The 19,465-nt window shown below is 61.5% G+C and carries 20 protein-coding genes; 9 read left to right on the top strand and 11 right to left on the bottom strand.

What is annotated here, in order from left to right; translation table 11 throughout:
* Window positions 1-51 precede the first annotated feature (51 nt).
* From HMPREF3044_RS09630 to HMPREF3044_RS09610, 5 genes are all read right to left on the bottom strand, one after another.
* Window positions 52-450 carry a DUF3151 domain-containing protein gene (locus HMPREF3044_RS09630; protein WP_070741205.1) on the bottom strand — a complete coding sequence of 133 codons (399 nt, stop codon included), beginning with the start codon at window positions 448-450 and terminating at the stop codon, window positions 52-54.
* 10 nt (window positions 451-460) lie between these two features.
* Window positions 461-1,075: a Maf family protein gene (locus tag HMPREF3044_RS09625; protein WP_034989308.1), complete on the bottom strand. Its 615-nt coding sequence runs from the start codon at window positions 1,073-1,075 to the stop codon at window positions 461-463.
* Between the two features lie 76 nt (window positions 1,076-1,151).
* On the bottom strand, window positions 1,152-3,176 hold the full coding sequence (locus tag HMPREF3044_RS09620) for an OPT family oligopeptide transporter (protein ID WP_005390356.1): 2,025 nt from the start codon (window positions 3,174-3,176) through the stop codon (window positions 1,152-1,154).
* A 284-nt stretch (window positions 3,177-3,460) separates the two neighbouring features.
* A complete protein-coding gene (locus HMPREF3044_RS09615) occupies window positions 3,461-3,742 on the bottom strand; it encodes an acyl-CoA carboxylase subunit epsilon (protein ID WP_005390355.1) in 282 nt (93 codons plus the stop codon).
* Window positions 3,743-3,775: 33 nt separating this feature from the next.
* On the bottom strand, window positions 3,776-5,404 hold the full coding sequence (locus HMPREF3044_RS09610; RefSeq protein ID WP_005390354.1) for an acyl-CoA carboxylase subunit beta: 1,629 nt from the start codon (window positions 5,402-5,404) through the stop codon (window positions 3,776-3,778).
* Between the two features lie 234 nt (window positions 5,405-5,638).
* Here HMPREF3044_RS09610 and HMPREF3044_RS09605 point away from each other — a divergent pair, with 234 nt between their 5' ends.
* The 6 genes from HMPREF3044_RS09605 (at window position 5,639) to HMPREF3044_RS09580 (ending at window position 10,228) form a co-directional block, all read left to right on the top strand.
* Window positions 5,639-6,430, top strand: a complete 792-nt coding sequence (locus HMPREF3044_RS09605) for a biotin--[acetyl-CoA-carboxylase] ligase (RefSeq protein ID WP_070741203.1) — start codon at window positions 5,639-5,641, stop codon at window positions 6,428-6,430.
* 3 nt (window positions 6,431-6,433) lie between these two features.
* Complete coding sequence (locus tag HMPREF3044_RS09600; RefSeq protein WP_005390352.1) at window positions 6,434-6,892, top strand: hypothetical protein; 459 nt, start codon at window positions 6,434-6,436, stop codon at window positions 6,890-6,892.
* A 10-nt stretch (window positions 6,893-6,902) separates the two neighbouring features.
* On the top strand, window positions 6,903-8,051 hold the full coding sequence (locus HMPREF3044_RS09595) for a 5-(carboxyamino)imidazole ribonucleotide synthase (protein WP_256381092.1): 1,149 nt from the start codon (window positions 6,903-6,905) through the stop codon (window positions 8,049-8,051).
* Entirely contained in the window at window positions 8,044-8,541 is a 498-nt protein-coding gene (gene purE / locus HMPREF3044_RS09590; protein ID WP_070741196.1) for a 5-(carboxyamino)imidazole ribonucleotide mutase, read from the top strand. Before HMPREF3044_RS09595 ends, purE begins: the two co-directional genes overlap by 8 nt.
* Window position 8,542: 1 nt before the next feature.
* Window positions 8,543-8,995: a YdcF family protein gene (locus tag HMPREF3044_RS09585; protein WP_070741192.1), complete on the top strand. Its 453-nt coding sequence runs from the start codon at window positions 8,543-8,545 to the stop codon at window positions 8,993-8,995.
* 78 nt (window positions 8,996-9,073) lie between these two features.
* Window positions 9,074-10,228: an HNH endonuclease signature motif containing protein gene (locus HMPREF3044_RS09580; RefSeq protein ID WP_005390345.1), complete on the top strand. Its 1,155-nt coding sequence runs from the start codon at window positions 9,074-9,076 to the stop codon at window positions 10,226-10,228.
* Between the two features lie 51 nt (window positions 10,229-10,279).
* Here the strand turns inward: HMPREF3044_RS09580 and HMPREF3044_RS09575 are convergent, their stop codons facing one another.
* Both HMPREF3044_RS09575 and HMPREF3044_RS09570 read right to left on the bottom strand, forming a co-directional pair.
* Window positions 10,280-11,101, bottom strand: coding sequence for a carbohydrate ABC transporter permease (locus HMPREF3044_RS09575; protein WP_005390344.1), 822 nt, complete (start codon window positions 11,099-11,101; stop codon window positions 10,280-10,282).
* Window positions 11,098-12,126 carry a carbohydrate ABC transporter permease gene (locus HMPREF3044_RS09570; RefSeq protein WP_005390343.1) on the bottom strand — a complete coding sequence of 343 codons (1,029 nt, stop codon included), beginning with the start codon at window positions 12,124-12,126 and terminating at the stop codon, window positions 11,098-11,100. Before HMPREF3044_RS09570 ends, HMPREF3044_RS09575 begins: the two co-directional genes overlap by 4 nt.
* A gap of 59 nt (window positions 12,127-12,185) precedes the next feature.
* On the opposite strand from HMPREF3044_RS09570, the gene HMPREF3044_RS09565 reads away from it, so the two are divergent.
* Window positions 12,186-13,049: a patatin-like phospholipase family protein gene (locus HMPREF3044_RS09565; RefSeq protein WP_005395028.1), complete on the top strand. Its 864-nt coding sequence runs from the start codon at window positions 12,186-12,188 to the stop codon at window positions 13,047-13,049.
* A gap of 42 nt (window positions 13,050-13,091) precedes the next feature.
* Here HMPREF3044_RS09565 and HMPREF3044_RS09560 read toward each other — a convergent pair whose 3' ends face one another.
* The 4 genes from HMPREF3044_RS09560 to HMPREF3044_RS09545 all read right to left on the bottom strand — a co-directional run bounded on the left by HMPREF3044_RS09560 (window position 13,092) and on the right by HMPREF3044_RS09545 (window position 17,647).
* The gene (locus HMPREF3044_RS09560) at window positions 13,092-14,354 is read right to left on the bottom strand and encodes an ABC transporter substrate-binding protein (protein ID WP_070741188.1); all 1,263 of its coding nucleotides are present in this window, start codon (window positions 14,352-14,354) and stop codon (window positions 13,092-13,094) included.
* Between the two features lie 75 nt (window positions 14,355-14,429).
* Window positions 14,430-15,473 carry an ABC transporter ATP-binding protein gene (locus tag HMPREF3044_RS09555; RefSeq protein ID WP_070741186.1) on the bottom strand — a complete coding sequence of 348 codons (1,044 nt, stop codon included), beginning with the start codon at window positions 15,471-15,473 and terminating at the stop codon, window positions 14,430-14,432.
* Window positions 15,474-15,482: 9 nt separating this feature from the next.
* Window positions 15,483-16,082, bottom strand: a complete 600-nt coding sequence (locus tag HMPREF3044_RS09550; protein ID WP_005390339.1) for a TIGR03089 family protein — start codon at window positions 16,080-16,082, stop codon at window positions 15,483-15,485.
* A 5-nt stretch (window positions 16,083-16,087) separates the two neighbouring features.
* Window positions 16,088-17,647, bottom strand: a complete 1,560-nt coding sequence (locus HMPREF3044_RS09545) for an LCP family protein (protein WP_040428911.1) — start codon at window positions 17,645-17,647, stop codon at window positions 16,088-16,090.
* A 69-nt stretch (window positions 17,648-17,716) separates the two neighbouring features.
* On the opposite strand from HMPREF3044_RS09545, the gene HMPREF3044_RS09540 reads away from it, so the two are divergent.
* Together HMPREF3044_RS09540 and HMPREF3044_RS09535 are read left to right on the top strand one after the other, a co-directional pair.
* The gene (locus HMPREF3044_RS09540; RefSeq protein WP_070741184.1) at window positions 17,717-18,580 is read left to right on the top strand and encodes an SDR family oxidoreductase; all 864 of its coding nucleotides are present in this window, start codon (window positions 17,717-17,719) and stop codon (window positions 18,578-18,580) included.
* Window positions 18,577-19,464: a glycosyltransferase family 2 protein gene (locus HMPREF3044_RS09535; protein ID WP_005390336.1), complete on the top strand. Its 888-nt coding sequence runs from the start codon at window positions 18,577-18,579 to the stop codon at window positions 19,462-19,464. Before HMPREF3044_RS09540 ends, HMPREF3044_RS09535 begins: the two co-directional genes overlap by 4 nt.
* Window position 19,465 lies beyond the last annotated feature (1 nt).

Below are 19,465 nucleotides of genomic sequence, written 5' to 3'. Positions count from 1 at the left end.
CTCACGCAGGTGAGGAGGGCATAAGCATGTGTGCTACGTCATGCTCGCGACTTAGGAAAGCAGGTCCTGGACAACGGTCGGATCGGCATCCTCAAGCATCTTCTGCAAGCGGTCGTACTCGTCATTCTCGCCGATGAGCTTGGCAGCATTGGCTAGCGCGGCGATAGCGCGCAGAACCCCACGGTTCGGCTCGTGTGAAAACGGCACGGGACCCCACCCCTTCCAGCCGTTCTTGCGCAGCAGATCGAGACCTCGGTGGTAGCCTGTGCGCGCGTACGCATAGGCGATGGTGGGGGCGTCGTGGCGCTCGAGAGCAAGCTCGGCAAGTTCCGCCCATACAGTGGGAGAGGCTGGGTGCGCGACGGCGGCATCCTCCGGGGTGGCGGCGGTGAGGTCGGGCTCTGCCGGGAGCATGATGGGCGGTGGTGCTAGTAAATCTTTCTTCTCCATGGCACCCAGACTAGCGATTCCACAGGCTCGATGCGTCGATCCCCAGTGAATACAGTGCCCGGCGCAGCGTGGGAATAGACAAGCCAATAACTCCGCTGGGATCCCCCTCGATCCGGTCGATGAACCAACTCCCCAGCGCCTCCAGTGTGAACGCGCCGGCGCAGGGGAGCGGTTCGCCACTGGCCGCATATGCCTCGATGTCGCGCCGGGTGGGGGAGGCGAAGTAGACCCGTGTCTCGGAGACGTCGGCAAAAGTCTTGCGTGAGGGGGAACCATCGCATTGGGGACCCGTGATGTAGTGGGCGGTGAGAAGCGTGCCTACCTTGCCGCTCTGGTTCTCCCACCGGCGGATAGCCTCCGCTTGCGTGTGGGGCTTGCCGGTCAACTGGCCGTCGATAAGCAGCATTGAATCGCAGCCGACCGTCACGTCTGCGGGGTAAACCGGAGCCACTGTCTCGCACTTCGCCTGAGCCAACGCCGCCACCCGCTCGCGTGGCGGAGCGGTCTCCAACCGGGCGAGGATCGTCTCCTCATCCACATCGGCGGGATGGACAATAGGTTCCACCCCCGCGTTGTGGAGCAGCATGAGACGGGAAGCAGAACCGGAAGCCAAAACCAAGCGCATGCCCGCCATTATCGCATAGAAAACCGCCCCGGTTGCGACCGGTTCACGGACGCGCGGGACGGTAGGGCGAGAGGAATTATTCCGTTACCTCTTTGGTGTCCGGGGTAGTAGTGGCTTTCGCCGCCTTGCCCATGTTGAAGACCCACTTGTAGGAGCCGTACAGCAGGGCAACGAAGACGGTGAGTCCGACCCAGTTGGCCGCACCCTCGAAGGAATCCGGCACAACTTGCAGCGGGCTGGACACGCCAGACCCCGCGATGATGCCGGCGTTCAGCACACCGAACAGGGACTCGCCGACGATGAGGCCCGTAGCCATGAGCACGCCGAGGCGCTTCATCTGGCCCGCAATCGAGCCGTGCTTATCTGCCCACTTATCGTAGAAGTAGCCGATGAATGCACCGATCGGGACGGTGCAGGTCACGGTGATAGGCAGGTACATGCCCATGCCGACAGCGAGCGGCGGAAGGTGGAACTTGCCCTTGGTAGAGCGGCCAAGCAGCTCGTCGATGGCGACAATAGCGCAGCCGATCAGCGCGCCGGTGCCGATGAGACCCCAATCGAGGGAACCACCAAAGATACCGGTGGCCAACGATGTCATGAGGGCCGCCTGCGGAGCAGCGAGGGCATCGGGGCCTGCGCCCTCCATGCCGGCGAAACCGAAGCCGGTCAGCATGAGCTGCAGCACCGGCGGGATGACAGCAGCACCGAAGATCACGCCGATGATGAGCGCGACCTGCTGGCGCCACGGGGTTGCGGCAACGAGCTGGCCTGTCTTCAAATCCTGCAGGTTGTCGTTCGAAATCGTAGCGATGCCGAAGACGATCGATGCCGTGAACAGCGTGTACGCAACGAGGTCGTCCGTCTGGCTGGCATCGCCGGTCGCGACCACCTTGATGAGCAGCGCGGCGGTGATGACGATGATCACGCCGACACCGGAAATCGGCGAGTTGCTGGCACCGATAAGTCCTGCCATGTAGCCACAGATGCCGGCCACAACCAGTCCGATGAGGAGCGTGAAGATGATGGACACGGTGATGAGGGAACCCACGTGGTGGGAAATGTCCGTGTCCTTCACAAACAGCCACAGCAGTAGGCCGATGGGCAGCATGGAAGCCAAGGTGACAATGACGACCACGCTCATGGGCATATCACGCTCAGTGATGGGCAGCACGTCGCCGGCCTTGCGGTGGCGGGACGATGCAAGCGAATCCTTGATGCCGCGGACGATGGGGCCGATGATTTTCAGCAGCGTCCACAGGGCGGCGACGGTCATTGCGCCGGCACCGGCCATACGCACGTCTCCGTTGAAGGTGGACTGCACGAACTCGGAGAAGGTATCGCCTTCCTCTGGCTCCAGGCCGGAAGAAATGATGGGGAGCAACACGCCGTGGGAGATTGCCACGCCGACGAGCATGGCGATGGACACGCCCACACCGACGAGGTGGCCGACACCGACGAGGGCCATGGAGATGGAGAAGCCGAACATGGAGCCGCCACCGCCGATGTGGAAGAAGCTCTTCAGAGAACCTGCGGCCACCTTCATTGCGGTCAGCAGGGACATACCGGCGGATACCAAGCCGCCGACGATGATGACCTTGAGACCCCGCTTGTTTTCTTCTGCTGAACCGTGGGTGTCGCCCACTTTCAGCACCTCTGCGGCAGCGACGCCCTCAGGGTACGGGAGGTCGGACCCCGTTACCAGGGCGCGTCGCAACGGGATGGAATATGTCACGCCGAGGATGCCACCGACGGCGACAACGCAGGCCGTCTCCCAGTAGGAGAAGCCTGTCCACCAGCCGATCATGACGAGGCCAGGGAGGACGAAGATGATGGCCGAGAGTGTGCCTGCGGCCGATGCAATCGTCTGAACAATGTTGTTTTCCTGCACTGTGTGGTCAGCGAAACGGCGCAAAATAGCCATCGAGATAACAGCTGCAGGAATAGAGGTGGCAAAGGTCAAACCCACTTTGAGGCCGAGGTAGACGTTCGCCGCCGTGAATACCAAAGTAATGAGTCCACCGATGATGACGGCGCGGATCGTCAGCTCCTTGATGGGGCTCGACTCCGTCCGCTCGCCGGCGGCGGGTGTTGAGGTAGTCATGGGAGGTTGGAACTCTTTTCAAAAATATGTGATTATGTGAGCGCTCGCAATTATGCGCGCGTCGTGATGCACAAGGCCCCAGTGGTCTGATGATTATCGCACGTGCCCTGTGCATATTATTGTTCCACTATGCGGTATGTTTGCACAACATACTGACAGGATTCAGATATCGGACGTTGACCCCCATGGCACGCAAAAACCCCCGCACCGTTGTCGGTGCAGGGGGAAGGCATCTCGCGTCTAGCCGGGCATAGCGCCTAGTCAAGGCTTATCGTTGTGCCGTGTTAGAAGTAACGGCTATTGCGAAAGGCGTTCGGGTTGTACGTCTGCGGCCGGTCGAGCCGATCGCCGAGGTTACCCCAATTGTTGACGGGCTTGTACCGCTCATCCGTAGCGGCCTTCTGGGCCTCTGCTTCCAGCGTAGACAGCACCGCCGTAAGCGCACCCAGTTCCTCCTCCGTCGGGTTGCCACCAACTACGTGGAAGAGGGGCTTGTCCTTGGTGCGACCGGAATCGTCGGTTCCCTCGCCGTCAATGACGGTGAGTTCCGTTTGTTTTTCACTCATATTTACCCCTATCGGATCACGCAGTTCGTTTTGTTACAGCGGAATGTTGCCGTGCTTCTTAGCAGGAACATTAACCACCTTACGGTCGAGGAGGCGCAGACCCTCAATGAGGTGGCCACGAGTCTCGCTCGGCGGGATGACCGCGTCCACGAAGCCCCGCTCTGCTGCCATGTAGGGGTTCACCAGAGTGCGCTCGTATTCGGCTTCGTATTCCTTCATCAGCTTCTGCATGTCCTGATTCGGGTCCTCGGCTGCCTTCTTCAGCTCCTTGCGGTAGATGAAGCCGACAGCTCCGGAAGCACCCATGACGGCGATCTCTGCCGTGGGCCATGCGTAGACGAGGTCCGCGCCCATTTCCTTGCCGCCCATGACGCAGTATGCGCCACCGTAGGCCTTGCGAGTGATGACCGTAATCTTGCCCACGGTCGCCTCACAATAGGCGTAGAGGAGCTTCGCGCCACGGCGAATGATGCCCTCGTATTCCTGGTTGGTGCCGGGGAGGAAGCCGGGCACGTCGACGAACTCCACGATCGGAATGTTGAACGCGTCGCACGTACGGACGAAGCGCGCCCCCTTCTCTGCGGACTTGATGTCGAGGCAGCCTGCGAACTGCATCGGCTGGTTTGCGACAATGCCCACGGCGCGACCCTCGATGCGGGCGAAGCCCACGATGAGGTTTTCGGCGTATGCCTCCTGAATCTCCAAGAACTCGCCGTCATCGACGATGGCGGAGATGACCTCCTTCATGTCGTACGGGGAGTTGGTGGAATCCGGGATGATGGTGTCCAGGGTCAGGTCATCCTCGGTGAGGTTGTCCTGGATCGACCCCTCCATAATGGCCGTCTGCACACGTGGCGTTTCTGCGCGGTTGTTGGATGGCAGGTAGCTCAAGAGGTCGCGGACGAAGTCAAGGGCATCGGCATCGTCAGCGGCGGTGTAGTGGGAGGTGCCCGACATGGTCATGTGGGTCTCGGCACCGCCGAGTTCCTCCTGGGTAACTTCTTCGCCGGTCACCGTCTTGATCACGGCCGGTCCGGTGATGAACATCTTGGAGGTTTTATCCACCATGACGATGAAGTCTGTCAGAGCCGGGGAGTACACGTGGCCACCGGCGCAGGCACCCATAATGAGGGAAATCTGCGGGATAACGCCACTGGCCTGCGTGTTGCGGAGGAAGATCTGGGAGTACAGGCCCAGGGAGACCACGCCCTCCTGGATGCGGGCGCCGGCACCCTCGTTGATGCCAATAATGGGGCACCCCGTTTTGATGGCCATGTCCATGATCTTGACGATCTTCTCGCCGTACACCTCGCCGAGCGCGCCACCGAAGACGGTCGCGTCCTGGGAGAATACGCACACCTTGCGGCCGTCGACTGTGCCGTAACCGGTGACAACACCGTCGGTGACGGGACGCTTGGCATCGAGACCGAAGTTGGTGGAACGGTGACGGGCGAGCGCATCGATCTCCACGAACGACCCTTCGTCGAGAAGATACTCGACGCGTTCACGCGCCGTCTTCTTGCCCTTGGCGTGTACTTTCTCTACGCGGGCCTCGCCCATGGGGAAGCGTGCTTCCGCGATCCTGTTACGCAGATCCGCAAGCTTGCCGGCCGTCGTTGTGAGGTCCGGCTTCTCGTCGGTGGTTTTAATTGAAGCTGTCATATCGCCAGTCTAGCGTGTACGTGAAACGCAAAAGTGATGTTTCCCACTTCGAATTTTCGCGGGTTTGCTCCGCGCCCCTTGTCTTTGGTGTCACCATTTCCTGTGGTTAAGGCAAAAACCGCAGCGACAAGGGGTGATGGTCACTATGTCCGGTTCGATGTATGATGTCCGATTTGCGTCCGATTGCTACACCCATAGGGGGTAGACGGCGGGAGGGCGATTAAGATTTCTGCCATGACTAACCGCGAGCCCCTCAACCGCGACGAACTCCAGCGGCGCTTGGTAGACACGAACTTGTACCAGCAGCTCACCGTCTTGGATCACACCGGCTCCACCAACGCCGACCTCCTCCAAGCCGCTGCGGACGGTGCCCCCACCTTCACCGCAGAGATCGCCGAGTTCCAGGACGCCGGCCGCGGTCGCCGTGGCCGCGCCTGGGTCACACCTGCCCATTCCCAGGTCACCTTCTCCGTTCTCGTTCGTCCGCGCACCCTCGACCACTTCGGCTCACTGTCTCTTATGGCTGGGCTTGCGCTTATCGACGCTCTGTCGCCACTGCTCGGCTCTCGTGTCGCCCTCAAGTGGCCGAACGACGTCCTCGTCAGTGGCAACAAGATCTGTGGCATCCTCGGCGAAGCACAAGCGCTTGCCACCAACCACCCCGAGGTTGTCCTCGGTTGTGGGCTGAACCATTCGCTGACGCGCGAGGAACTGCCCGGCGACAACGCCACCTCCCTCGCGCTGGAAGACATCGATGTCGACCGCACCGAACTGACCATCTCCGTCCTCACCGCCATGCGCAACCGGCTCGGCGCCTGGGCCACCGGTGATGTCCACATGGACGACTACCGCGCCGTCTGTTCCACCATCGGCAAGGACATCCGCGTCATGCGCCCCGGCACCGACGATCTGCTTGGTAGAGGAGAAGACGTCACCGATGAAGGCTTCCTCGTCGTCCGCGATCGCTCCGGCGAGCGCCACGAACTGTCTGCCGGCGAGGTCCACCACGTCCGCCCACTGGAGTAATCCGTGCAGCTGGAGCCCAACGAGCTGATCCTCGCCGACGTCACCACCACCTTCCGACACCTCACCATGCCAGCCATCCGGCTGCTGCTGGCCACCGGCGTGTGTTCCATCGGAGTGGGAGTTTTCGACCGTCCTGCAGGCGCAGAACTCGCCGGTGTTGCCCTCCCACCCGAGTGGCGGTCACTCGTCCTCGCCATCTGGGCGGTGTGGGTGCTCATTGGATTTGTGTGGCCCGTGCTTATGTCGCGGACCGCCCGCACGACAATCACTACCAAGCGGATCATCACCCGCAAGCCGGGGCTCTTCGTTCGCCCGCAGTCGATCTTCTACGAGGAAATCGACGCCATCCACCGCCGCTCCTCCTCCCTCGTCATTTCCACCTACACATCCCGACGCCCCGTCGTCATCGACAACGTGCCCAAAACCAAGCAGCTTGTCCAGCTCATCGAGGACACCTACTAGGCTTAAATGGGTGAGCACTAACGATCCCCACGCACCAGGCATGCCGATCGTCACCGTAATCGGCGACGGTCAGCTCGCCCGCATGATGCAAACAGAAGCAACAGAACTCGGCCTTACAATACGGCTCCTGGCAGGTGCCACCGACTCCTCAGCGGCCCAGGTCACCCCCGACGTTACCATCGGCGACTATACCGTCCTTGAGGACGTCCAGGCCGTAACCACAGGCGCCGATGCCGTCACCTTCGACCACGAGCACGTCCCAGGCGACATCCTCCACACGCTCATCGACGCCGGCATCAACGTCCAACCCCAGCCCGACGCCCTCCTCTACGCCCAGGACAAACTGGAAATGCGCAAGAAGATGCAGGAATTGGGGCTGCCGGTGCCGTGGTTCACGGATGTCACCGACCCCTCCCGCCTACCAAGCGGAAAACCGATCTGCCTGAAGGCGATCCGCGGCGGCTACGACGGCCACGGTGTCTGGTTCACCGACGATGCCCCCACCCTCGCCGCCGAGCTGATGGACAAGGGTGTCAGCCTCATGGCAGAGGACAAGGTAGAGCTCAAGCGCGAACTATCGATCCTCTCCGCCCGCCGCCCCTCCGGGGACATCGCCCAGTGGGACATCACCGAAACCATCCAGACCGACGGCATCTGCGTGGAGGCCCTCGCCCCCGCGCCGGGGCTCACGGAAGAACAGGCAGAGACGATTCGCCACATTGGACGCACCGTCGCAGAAAAGCTCGGTGTCACCGGTGTCCTCGCCGTCGAATTGTTCGAGACCACCGACGGAGAGATCCTCATCAACGAGCTCGCCATGCGCCCCCACAACACCGGCCACTGGACGCAAGACGGCTCGGTCACCAGCCAATTTGAGCAGCACCTCCGCGCCGTCCTCGACCTCCCCCTCGGCTCCACAGCCCTCACCGCTCCCGCCACCTGCATGGTTAACACCCTCGGAGGCGAGTCCGGGCAGGACATTCCCGCCGCCATGGCGCAGGTGTGGAAAGACTACCCCGAGGCCAAGGTCCACTGGTACGGCAAGTCCTACCGCGCCGGCCGGAAACTCGGCCACGTCAACGTCTCCGGTGCCGATGCCGACACCGTACGTGACCGCGCCCGCGCCGCCGCCCGGATTATAGTGGGGAGCCATGAATAACTGCTTGGTAGGAATCATCATGGGGTCCGACTCCGACTGGGATACCGTCAAACCCGCCGCCGACATACTTGACGAGTTCAATGTCGCGTACGAAGTAGGCGTCGTCTCGGCCCACCGCACCCCCGACAAGATGCTCGACTACGCCCGCACGGCCCACACCCGTGGCATCAAGGCGATCATCGCCTGCGCTGGAGGTGCCGCCCACCTGCCGGGCATGACGGCCGCTGCTACGCCGCTCCCTGTCATCGGCATTCCCCGTGCGCTGAAGGATCTCGACGGCCTGGATTCGCTCCTCTCGATCGTCCAGATGCCCTCCGGTGTCCCCACCGCCACCGTTTCCATCGGCGGGGCCAAGAATGCTGGTCTGCTCGCCGTGCGGATGCTGGGGATCGGTGACCCACAACTCGTCGAAAAGATGTCCGCCTACCAAGCGCAGATGGCTGCCGAGGTGGAGGAGAAGGACCGCCGGCTCCAGGAGCGTCTCTCCTAGCGTGCGCCCGCTCGTCGTCCTCGGCTCCAGGCTTATCGACGGCCTACCAGGCACCACCCTCACCCGCCGCCTGGTAGCTGCCCGTGAGCACATCACCCCCGCCACCACCGTTGTCGTCACCGGCCACAACGGCGAAGCCGAGGCCATGCGCGATTGGCTCGTAGCCCACGGTGTCGACGCGTCCCACATCATCGTGGAACCTGAAGCCCGTTCCACCAACGAAAATTTGGAGAACGCCTACCATGCGCTTGGTAGGGCTACGCGTTTCGACGTGGTGACAAGTGACTTCCATGCACCCCGCGTCCGCATGTGGGCCTGGCACCACCAGTTCGATGTGAGTGTCATCACTGCGCCGACCCCTGCCGATCAGCGTTTGTTTATCTACCTACGCGAGCTAGCTGCGATTCCGCACTCGGCGCTCCGAATCCTGTGGCGCAGAATCCACAGGCCGTAGCTAACCTGCTGCTGAGTTATCCACAGATCGTGCGCCTACCATGCGCGGAGCGTGCGCGTGGTAGTTAGAGTTCGAGGCATGACACACGCACTCGACTCCCTCGCCTCCGCGCTGACGGGCCCGGGCATCCTCATGGAGGCCCTGGCTCTCGGCTCGTCGGTCGCCCAACGGGTCGAGAAGCTTGTCGACGATTATCATCTTTCCCCTTCTTTCGCTCGCCGGCTCTGTAACGGTGCCACCAACTGGGTCGACTACGACCTTGTCGCCGACCCACGCCCCAACGAGCTCCCCACCGAGTACCTCATTCTCATCTCCAAGGGGATGAACAACCTGGAACCGGAAGAGCGGGAAACTTACCGCAAGGAAATGCTCAGCTACGCCGTCGACAAGCAACCAAACGTGCTCGAGATGAAAAACGCGTGCGCGGAGCGGGGGCGCGCCCACCTACCACGCAACACCCAGCCGTCACTGACCGTCGGCCCGCGTGCGGACGCAACCGGTCTCAAGCACGCCCGACTTGCGCTCAAAGCCCAGCAAATGGACGAATTCATCAGCGTCTGCAACTACCTCGCGCCCGACGATTCGTCGATGTCGACGTCTGCTCGGTGGGCGCAGGGCCTCCGCAAGCTCGTTGCGTTGTGGAAGGAAGGCACCTACGACGACGTCACCCTCACCCGCATCTGGGACCGCACCCTTACCCCCTGCTTCATCATCAACGCCGACGACGCCACCTACCAAGGAGACGGCAAGTTCGCGACCACCGACGGTAACCTCATCGATGGCGATGACCTCGCTAACTCCCGGCTCGCACCCTTCGGCTTCGTCTCGATCTACGACAAGAACGGCAACATCGGTGTCCACTACCAACTAGAAAACGAGCGCTTCGCCAGCAAAGAGCTCCGCTCCGCCCTCGCCTGCGACCAGATCTTCTGTGCACACCCCGGCTGCTACCGGCCGGCAGTCTACAGCCAAATGCACCACAGCAAGGCCCACTACCTCGGCGGACTCACCGACGCGATCACCCTCCTGCCCCTGTGTAAGTACCACAACGGGCGAAACGACGATGACCCCGGAAAACCCAAAAACGGCCGCCACGAGCGCGACCCCGTCACCGGCGAGGCCGGATTCAAACCACCCGGATCCGACGAACTCCACTTCAACCGCAGTGAACTCCGCGACCGCTGCGGCCGCGGCATCAACATCCGCCAACGCGGTATCTTCCGCGAGCACTAAACCGAAAAGCCCACCAGGAGCACTCCTGATGGGCTATTCGACGTGCCTCAGTCAGCCCTTCACACCGCCTGCGGTCAGTCCCGCCACGATGCGACGCTGGAAGACGAGCACCATCACTACCAAGGGGACCGTCACCAACGTGCCAGCAGCCATCACGGCGGCGTAGGGGTACTCAAAGGCGCTCGGACCCGAGAACCTGGCGATCGCCACCGTCACAGGTTCCGTCGCTGTTGTCGATAACTGCTTCGCCAACATGAACTCATTCCACGTCGCAATGAACGCCAAGATAGCCGTGGTAAATAGCGCTGGTGCAGCCAAAGGCAGCAGCACTTTCCGGAAGGCCGTAAAGCGGCTCGCACCGTCCACACGAGCCGCCTCCTCCAACTCCCACGGAAGCTGCTTAAAGAAGCTAATTAACGTATACACCGTCAGTGGCAGCGCAAACGAAATATTCGGCACAATGAGCGCCTGGTAGGTGCCAATCCACCCAATGTTTGAAAACAGCTGAAACAGCGGTGTCACAAGAGCGATACCAGGGAACATCGAGGCCGCCAGAATGATGGCCGTAACGATTCCCTTGCCCCTAAAATTCAGTCGGGCAAGTGCGTAGCCAGCCAACACCCCTACCAAGACTGCTAACGCAGTGGTGGCGAGGGAAATCAAGAGCGAGTTGCCGATGGCTCGAAGGAAGTTATTCCCCTTGTCCGTTGCCAGAGCATCTTGAAAATTCTCTAGCGTGACGTGAGTGAAGAATGGCGTTGTGTCGAATGTGTGCTTGGAGTCGCGAAACGCGGTGACAACCATCCAATAAAACGGTGCCAGAGTCCACAATATGATGACGGCAAATCCGAAATAAGTGCGTGCTGCTTTCATCGTTGGGTCTCCTTGGTAGTGATCATGTTCGCATCGATATGAATCGGTTTACCAGGCACGGGCTTATCACTGCTTGGTAGGGGGGTTGTCTTTTCCCTCTTCGGCGCCACATCCGCCCCCAAGAACCGAATCATGATAAAGGCGACGGCGAAGATGAGCAGGAAGATGAGTGTGGATAGGGCGCTTGCTGAGTTGAAGTGGCCCTGTCGGAGGTCTTCGACGACGAGTTGTGAGATGGTGGCGGTGGGGGAGTTGGAACTGGAGGAGATCATGATGACTGGTAGGTCGTACATGCGTAGTGCGTCGAGGGTGCGGAAGAGGATGGCGACCATGAGCGCGGGTTTGACCAGTGGGAGGGTGATGTTGGTGAAGATTTGGAAGCGTCCGGCTCCGTCGACGCGTGCGGCTTCGTAGATTTCTTTGTCGATCATTTGTAGGCCGGCGAGGATGAGGAGTGCCATGAAAGGGGTTGTTTTCCAGACGTCGGCGATGATGACGGCGGTGCGGGCAGCCCAGGGGTCGGTGGTCCATGATGTTTCCCTACCAAGCAGGGAGTTGATGAGGCCGTTGTCGGAGAAGAGGAATTGCCAGAGTTTGGCGGTGACGGCGGTGGGGATGGCCCAGGGGACGAGCACGGCGGCACGGAGGAGGCCGCGGCCGGGGAATTCTTTGTTCATGACGGTCGCCATCCATAGTCCGAGGAGGGTTTCGAGGGCGACGGTGACGACGGCGAAGAAGAGGGTGATGCGGACGGCGGGCCAGAAGTCGGTGGCGATGGTGCCTGGTGGGCATGTTGTCACGACGCCGGAAGGCGACATGCATCGTTGTTGGAGCCAGTAAAGGTAGTGATCGGCGCCGGCGAAGCCGCCTTCGACGAAGAGTCCGGTCTCGGGGTCGAGGTGCTTGTCTTGTTGGAAGGACAGGTAGATGGCCCGGAGGATGGGGTAGCCGATGACGATGCCGAGGACGATGAGGGTGGGAGCGATGAGCGCCCACGCTGTCCGGGTTTGTTTGGCTTGTTGCACGCGTTTCCCTTTCCTTGGTAGGGGTTTGGTTGTTAGTTTAGGGGACTACGGTTGTGGGTATGTGCAAGTCTGTAGCTCTTGTTGTTGAAGGTGGTGGCATGCGGGCGAGTTACACGGCCCGCTTTTTCGAGCGTCTCATTTCCAGTGGCATTGAGGTGGGCTGGGCTGGCGGCATTTCTGCTGGTGCGTCCCAGGTTCTCAACTATCTCTCGGGCGACGAGTTCCGCGCTCGTGTGAGCTTTTCGACGCTCCTTTCCTCCCGTCGCGTCGGTGGTCTGTCTCCCCTCCTGCGTGGTAGGGGGCTTTTCGACGGCCAGTACATCTACCAAGACATCGCCCAGCCCGACGGCGCCCTCCCCTTCGACTTCGAGGCCTTTTTCGCCCACCCCGCCGAGGTGTGCATCCAGGCGGTGCGCGCGGATACCGGGGAGACGGTGACGTGGAATCGCGCCGATCTGTCTACCAAGCATTCGGTCATGCTCGCAGCCCGTGCTTCGGCGACAATGCCTGGTGTGATGAAGATTCCGTTCATCGATGGAATTCCCTATGTCGACGGTGCTGTCGGCGATACCGGTGGCATTCCTATTGAGCCGGCGCTTGGTAGGGGAAGGTTTGCCATCGTCCTCACCCGCCCCCGTGGCTTCCGTCGCACGCCTCCCGAGCACCCGGAGGTGTTGCGGGCGTTGTTGCGGAAGTATCCGGCGGTGGTGGATTTGATGATGACGCGGCATGAGCGGTACAACGCGTCGCTAGAGCTCGTCGACAAGCTTGAGCAAGAGGGGAAGGCGAAGGTTTTTTATCCCGAGGGGCCGTTGGTGAGTAATAAGGAGCGCGATGGTGCGAAGATCATGGCCTCCTACCAAGCGGGTCGGGAGCAGGTCGATCGGGAGTGGCCGGAATGGCTCGATTTCTTTTATAGCTAAAAAATACCGCTGCTTGGTAGGCAGCGGTATTTTTAGTTCGCCTTACTTCGCAGCCTGCGAAATTGCGGCTGCCATGTCCTTGGTGGTGTCATCGACGGACTTGCCTGCGGTGATGGCTGCGTAGGTGTTGTCCTGGATGGCCTTAGAGATGGCGGTGTAGAAGGGGCTGACGGGTCGCGGCTTGGCGTTTTCGAGGGATTCCTTCAGTGCGGGGAGGTAGGGGTACTTCTCCACGAGTGTGGCGTCTTCGTAGATGGATGCGAGGACGGGTGGGAAGGAGTTGTCGGCGAAGGAGGCCTGGTTGTCTTCGTTGATGATGAATTCGATGAAGTCGCGGGCGGTTGCCTTGTGCTTGGAGTTGACGTTGATGCCGTTGTTGTATCCGCCGAGGGTGGATACGCCGGTGCCGTCCTTGGCTACCAAGGGGGTGACTTCGAAGTTGATGCCGGCTTCCTTGGCGTTGGTGTACATGTAGGGCCAGTTGACGGCGTAGGCGGTCTTGCCTTCGGTGAAGGCGAGGTTGGTTTCTTCCTCGGTGGCGGAGGTGGAGCCCTTGGCGATGGTGCCGTCGGCGTAGCCGTCGACGAGTGCCTGGATGCCTTCCTTGGCTTGGTCGGTTTCGACGGCGGGTGCTTCGGAGTCGTCGAGGACGCTGCCACCCCAGCCGTTAATGAAGTTGGTGGTGTTTACGGTGAGACCCTCGTACTGCTTGAGTTGGAGGGTGAGGCAGTCTTCGGACAGTCCCTGGCAACTTTCGGCGAGTTCTTTCCAGTTGGCCGGTGCATCGGTGACGAGGTCGGTGTTGCGGAAAAGGAGCTGGCCGTTGGTGTTTTGTGGCAGGGCGTAGAGGGTTCCTTGGTAGGTGGCGGATTCGACGGTGGCGGGCAGGAGGCCGCTGGTGTCGACGGCGAGGTCACCTTCCAGGGGCGCGAGGTACTGGTTGGCGGCGAAGTCGGCCGTCCAGATGACGTCGAGGGCCATGACGTCGTAGTCGCTGGAGCCTGCTTGGAGGGATTGGACGAGGGTTTCGCGCTGGGCGTCGGCCTCGCCGGCGAGTTCCTTGAGCGTTACCTGCTCATCGGGGTGGTCTGCGTTCCACTTTTCGATGACAGGCTGGAGCTTGTCGGTGTCATTCTTGCCCATCGCGAAGGTGATCGGCCCGCGGTCGGCGGCACCTGCGGTTGCTTCGCTCGTCGACGAACTGTCGGCACTGGAGGGTGTCGATGTTTCGGAAGAGCAGCCTGCTAGTGCCAGTGCTGCTGCGGTGCACACAGCACCGATGACGGTCAAACGCTTGGTAGTCACGTGAACCTTCCTTTTTGATTAACAACTGGTTAGAACCAGATTAACTACCAGCAACCGAAAATACAGGAAGTTGCCCTAATTTCGGGGGAGAGTGACGCGGTTACCCGTCTCCCGGTCAAAATAGTGGGCCCGGTCCATCTCGGGGATGAGAAGCACACGGTCCCCTCTAAATGGGGTGGTCCCGCCGCCGAGTCTGGCGACGAGCGGGGTCGAGGGGTCGTCGTCGCGGTGCGCGTAAACGTAGGACGTTGAACCCAGTTCCTCTACCAAGGACACGGTGGCGGGGATGGAGAAACCGGAGGAGGTGCCGGCGGTGGCGGGGGTGCAGTGGAGGTGTTCCGGGCGGATCCCGAAGGTGACCGCACCCATCCCGGCAATGTCGGCGGGGATGAGATTCATGGCGGGAGACCCGATGAAACCGGCGACGAACGCATTGGCCGGGGCGTCGTAAAGCTCACGCGGGGGAGCGACCTGTTGGAGCGCACCGTCCTTGAGTACCGCCACCCGATCGCCCATCGTCATGGCCTCGACCTGGTCGTGGGTGACGTAGACGGTGGTGGTGCCGAGGCGGTGCTGGAGGTTGGCCAGCTGGGTGCGGGTCTGGACGCGCAGTTTCGCGTCGAGGTTACTGAGTGGCTCGTCCATGAGGAAGACGTGCGGTTCGCGGACGATCGCGCGGCCCATGGCCACGCGCTGTCGCTGGCCACCGGACAGGTCCTTCGGCTTGCGGTTGAGGAACTCGGTGAGGTCCAGAAGCTCTGCGGCCTCGGCGACTTTTCGGTCGATGTCCTTCTGTGGAAGTTTCGCGAGTGAGAGGGCAAACCCCATGTTCTTGGCCACGGTCATGTGCGGGTAGAGGGCGTAGTTCTGGAAGACCATTGCCACGTCGCGGTCGGCGGGCTCGGCATCGGTGACATCGGTGCCGCCGATGGTGATGGTGCCCGAGGCGACCTTTTCCAGGCCGGCAAGCGCCCGCAGGGTGGTGGATTTACCGCAGCCGGACGGGCCGACGAGGACGAGGAACTCGCCGTCGGAAATGTGGAGGTTGAGGTCGGCTACCGTCGGCTTCTCGGTGCCGGGATAGCGGATGCATACATGATCGAAAACTACGTCAGCCACACGTTTACCCTACCAAGCGGTGGCGCGTTCCACGTCCGCAATGTGGGCGAATCGTTCCTCGCTTGCCTCGCCGCGGACGATGACGATGGAACCGCCGGTGGCCAGCTGTTCGAGCGCCTGCGCGCAGCTGTTCTCCGATGCCCGGACGATGCGCTTGGTAGGGGAGCCCTCGCGGGTCAGCGAAGGCGTTGGCTCGGGGAAATCGTCAGGGTACATGCGCACGGTGGTGGCGAAGTCGAGCGCGCCGGGTGGCAGGGCAGAATCGGGGAGCGGGGCTCCCAGCGGGTCGTCTCCCACGATGATCTGGGTGGGGGCATCTGATTGCTTGTCGACGCCCAGGAGCGCGACCTCCTCGTCTCCGCGGGGCTCACCGTAGGTGATGCCGGCGGCGATGGCGCCGAGTGCGATGACAATTTCCTGCCAGTCGTGGGGAACATCGAGGGCGATGGCATCGCCGGGGGCAAGGTCGCATTCGTCGCGGAGCATCCCGGCCACTTTCGCGGCCCAGTTGGAGAGGGTAACGGCAGAAAACTCCACTCGACTACCACGCGCCTCGTTGTAGACGGTGACGCGGGGCTCGGTCGGGGTGAGGTGAGAAAGTAACTCCATTGGCGCTAGTTTACGCACTGCGGACGGTTGCCCTCCGCGGTGATTGTCGGTGATAAGGAATCCTCGACGGCTTCACCAGGTTGGCCCACAACGTCGGTACCCGTGTCCTGTTCCTCGAAAGCATTGGTTGACTGCGGGCCGACGTAATCACCTGCGGTGACAACGACGACGGAGCCTGCATCGAGGGTGGGGGAGGTCGTAATCGGCAGGTTGCCCAGCTTTTCGGCGATCTCCTTGGCTGCCGGATCGTCGGCAGTAGGAGCGACAACCTGCGACGTAAAGTACAAGCCTTCTTGCGCGTTGGTGACTGTAGTGACGTGGTAGTTTTCGTCGCGAAGCCACCCGCCGACGGCGCCGGCAAGCCCGGCGACCTGGGAGGCATTGAGGACAGTTACGTTCACATCGGAGGTCACGGGGGCGGCGTTTTCCCCGGCGTGCGGGTTCGGGTTGTCCTTCGTACCGAGAAGGGATTCGAAGAACCGCTTCACCTCATCCGGATCCACCGTGATGATGGATTCGCCGTAGTCGCCGACACCGTCGACGGAGGTGACGGGAATCGTATCGAAGCGAACGTTGCCGCCAGCGAGGTTTTGCAACTGGGTGGCGAAGCTGATGATGTCCCAGTCCTTATCGATGATCACCGAGCGACGAGCGGCCTCCGCAAGTTCCGTCAGCTTCGACGGATTGGTCAGCGTGTTGGAGGAGAGAACCTTCTGCACGAGAGAGGCCATGAACGCCTGCTGGCGCACAATTCGGTCGAGGTCACCGCGGGGCAGTCCGTGGCGCTGGCGAACGAAAGCGAGGGCCTGTGGGCCACCGAGAGTTTGGTACCCAGCGGTGAAATCAGCCCCGGAGTACTCGTCGTAGGTGGCCTCGTTGAGGCACACGTCGACGCCGCCGACGGCATCGGTGAACAGGACGAAGCCCAACAGGCCGATCTCTGCATAGTGATCGACGGTGATCCCCGTAAGGTTGGACACCGCCTGGATCAGCCCGCGACGCCCAGCGTCTTTGCCCTCCGATTCGATGTATGTTTCATCGGTACGACCCTCCCCGCGCAGCTCCATCTCTCGCTCGTCCTTGTGCGCCTTGTACACGCCATTGATCTTCATATTCCCGTGTTCGGGATCGTGGATGTACGTATCGCGAGGCAAGGAGATTGCCGTGGCAGAGGATCCGTCGTTGGGGACACGGATGAGCATGATCGTGTCCGTGTTGTCGTTTTCTTCGTCACCGGCGTGGAGCATGTCGATCTCCTCCGGTGTCAGCCGGTTGCCCTGCGCATCGGAGCGGGAGTCGGATCCGACCAGGAGGATATCCGTCGCGCCGTCCTTGGCATCGCCGTGCTTAATTCCTCCGCCACCGCCGAGCTCCAGGTTGCCGGTTCCTGTAACCTCTGCGCCGATCCTGCCCACGGAGGCGTATCCCAATCCGGAAAATGTTAGGGCGAGTGCGCTCACGCCGGCGACGACGCCCTTCACCAGACGGGAACCTTTCTGCTGCGTGCGGGGGGTCGACCGTGGCGCGGGCTGGATATTTCGGACCAGTCGGGAGCGATTAGACACGGCCTTCGCGAACCTCCAATAAAGTGGGCAGTAATAGTAGAACCTAAATTTTACAACGGGAAAGGTCTCATGGAAATTGCAGTCCTGGGTGAGGGTGGCCAGTTAGGCACCGCGATGCAGCTCACCAACCCTGGTTTCACCCTCCGCAAGCTTGGTAGGCGAGATGTGGACCTCGTCCAGCTTGCCGCAGGTGACCGCGCAGCTACCCGCGCCGCGAAAGACGCCGTGAGCGGGATTGGGTGCGTGGTGAACTGTGCGGCACGAACGGACGTGGACAAGCAAGAAACCGATCCCGAGGGGGCAGATGCCGTCAACCACCGTGGGGTGGCGCGGCTGGCGGAACTCACCCGCGCCCGTTTCATTCACGTTTCCACCGACTACGTCTTCGGTTCGGGGGCGCCCCGCCGACCACTGACTCCCGCTGATGCCACCGATCCAGACACCGTCTATGGTGCCAGTAAACTGGCAGGAGAAAAGGAGCTCATCGGCAGGGAAGATACGCTGATTGCGCGGACGGCGTGGCTGTTTAGTGGCGACCGCCTACCAAGCAAAAAAGACTTCGTCTCTACGATGCTGCGGCTTGCGCGGGCGGGGAAACCCGCGCGTGTTGTCGACGACCAGGCGGGGAGCCCCACCTTTGCCTTTGACCTGGCTACAGGGCTGTGGGAAGCCGTGAATTCGGAGGCGACGGGCATCGTGCACGCGGTGGGGCGGGGGCAGGCGACGTGGTACGAGGTAGCCTGCGCCACCTACCAAGCGGCCGGGGCGGATCCGGACCTTGTTCAGCCCTGTACGAGCGAGGAATTTCCGCAGGTTGCCAGGCGGCCGTCGTGGAGCGTCTTGGATACCTCATCCTGGGAACTAGCTGGGTTTACGCCATTTCCGGAGTGGCGAAGCGGTGTCGAGCGGGCGGTAACAGGTAGGATTCTGTGACCGTGAAGCCAATTGCCGTCATTACTGTTACCTACTCCCCAGGCGAGTACCTTGGGAGGTTTGTTGATTCGTTGGCGCGCGCAACCACACGCGGGACGTACACCGTGCTTGCGGATAACGGCTCGACAGACGGGGTCCCGGAGGACACCGCAGCAACCCATCCGGCAGTGGAATTCCTCCCTACCGGTGGAAATGTGGGTTATGGAACCGCCATTAATATTGCCGTCACCTGCTTGGTAGATAAGCGGGAAAAAGGTGAGGTCGACGACGAATATTTCATCATCTCCAATCCGGACGTAGAGTTTGGCGAGGGGTCCATCGATACGCTCATCGAGTGCGCGTCGCGCTGGCCCGATGCAGCCTGCGTCGGCCCGCTCATCTTGGAGGCCGACGGCAGCCCGTACCCGTCGGCCCGCGCAGTACCGACGATTACCAATGGCATTGGGCACGCACTCTTCAGTGCAATATGGCCTTCCAACCCGTGGACGACCGCCTACCGCCATGCTTCCGATATGTCGACGGAACGTCCAGCTGGCTGGCTGTCCGGGTCATGTCTGCTGGTTCGTTGGGATGCATTCGAGGCCATCGGTGGGTTTGACGAGCGCTACTTCATGTACATGGAGGATGTGGATCTGGGTGACCGGTTCACTCGCGCGGGTTATAAGAACGTACTGTGCCCCGAGGCAAAGATTAGCCACGCGGTTGGGCACGCGGCAGGCAAACATCCGGAGAAGATGCTGCCTGCTCACCATGACTCGGCGTACCGGTTCCAAGCGGATCGTCATCCCGGGGTGGCTGCGCTGCCTCTGCGGGTTGGTCTGTGGCTTGGACTCAAGGTTCGCTCGGCGGTTGCTGTGGCGTGTTCGCGCCTGAAGCGGAAATAAG

This window comes from Corynebacterium sp. HMSC073D01 (assembly GCF_001815555.1).
Classification (GTDB): Bacteria; Actinomycetota; Actinomycetes; order Mycobacteriales; family Mycobacteriaceae; genus Corynebacterium; species Corynebacterium glucuronolyticum.
The sequence above is the reverse complement of the archived record's forward strand: the minus strand, read 5'-3'. Positions and strand labels throughout refer to the sequence as shown.

Coding starts and splice junctions, on each gene's coding strand:
- HMPREF3044_RS09610 (WP_005390354.1), bottom strand. CDS start 5,404: ATGACAGCTTCAATTAAAACCACCGACGAGAAGCCGGACCTCACAACG.
- HMPREF3044_RS09605 (WP_070741203.1), top strand. CDS start 5,639: ATGACTAACCGCGAGCCCCTCAACCGCGACGAACTCCAGCGGCGCTTG.
- HMPREF3044_RS09565 (WP_005395028.1), top strand. CDS start 12,186: ATGTGCAAGTCTGTAGCTCTTGTTGTTGAAGGTGGTGGCATGCGGGCG.
- HMPREF3044_RS09550 (WP_005390339.1), bottom strand. CDS start 16,082: ATGGAGTTACTTTCTCACCTCACCCCGACCGAGCCCCGCGTCACCGTC.
- HMPREF3044_RS09620 (WP_005390356.1), bottom strand. CDS start 3,176: ATGACTACCTCAACACCCGCCGCCGGCGAGCGGACGGAGTCGAGCCCC.
- HMPREF3044_RS09580 (WP_005390345.1), top strand. CDS start 9,074: ATGACACACGCACTCGACTCCCTCGCCTCCGCGCTGACGGGCCCGGGC.
- HMPREF3044_RS09615 (WP_005390355.1), bottom strand. CDS start 3,742: ATGAGTGAAAAACAAACGGAACTCACCGTCATTGACGGCGAGGGAACC.
- purE (WP_070741196.1), top strand. CDS start 8,044: ATGAATAACTGCTTGGTAGGAATCATCATGGGGTCCGACTCCGACTGG.
- HMPREF3044_RS09630 (WP_070741205.1), bottom strand. CDS start 450: ATGGAGAAGAAAGATTTACTAGCACCACCGCCCATCATGCTCCCGGCA.
- HMPREF3044_RS09540 (WP_070741184.1), top strand. CDS start 17,717: ATGGAAATTGCAGTCCTGGGTGAGGGTGGCCAGTTAGGCACCGCGATG.
- HMPREF3044_RS09575 (WP_005390344.1), bottom strand. CDS start 11,101: ATGAAAGCAGCACGCACTTATTTCGGATTTGCCGTCATCATATTGTGG.
- HMPREF3044_RS09625 (WP_034989308.1), bottom strand. CDS start 1,075: ATGCGCTTGGTTTTGGCTTCCGGTTCTGCTTCCCGTCTCATGCTGCTC.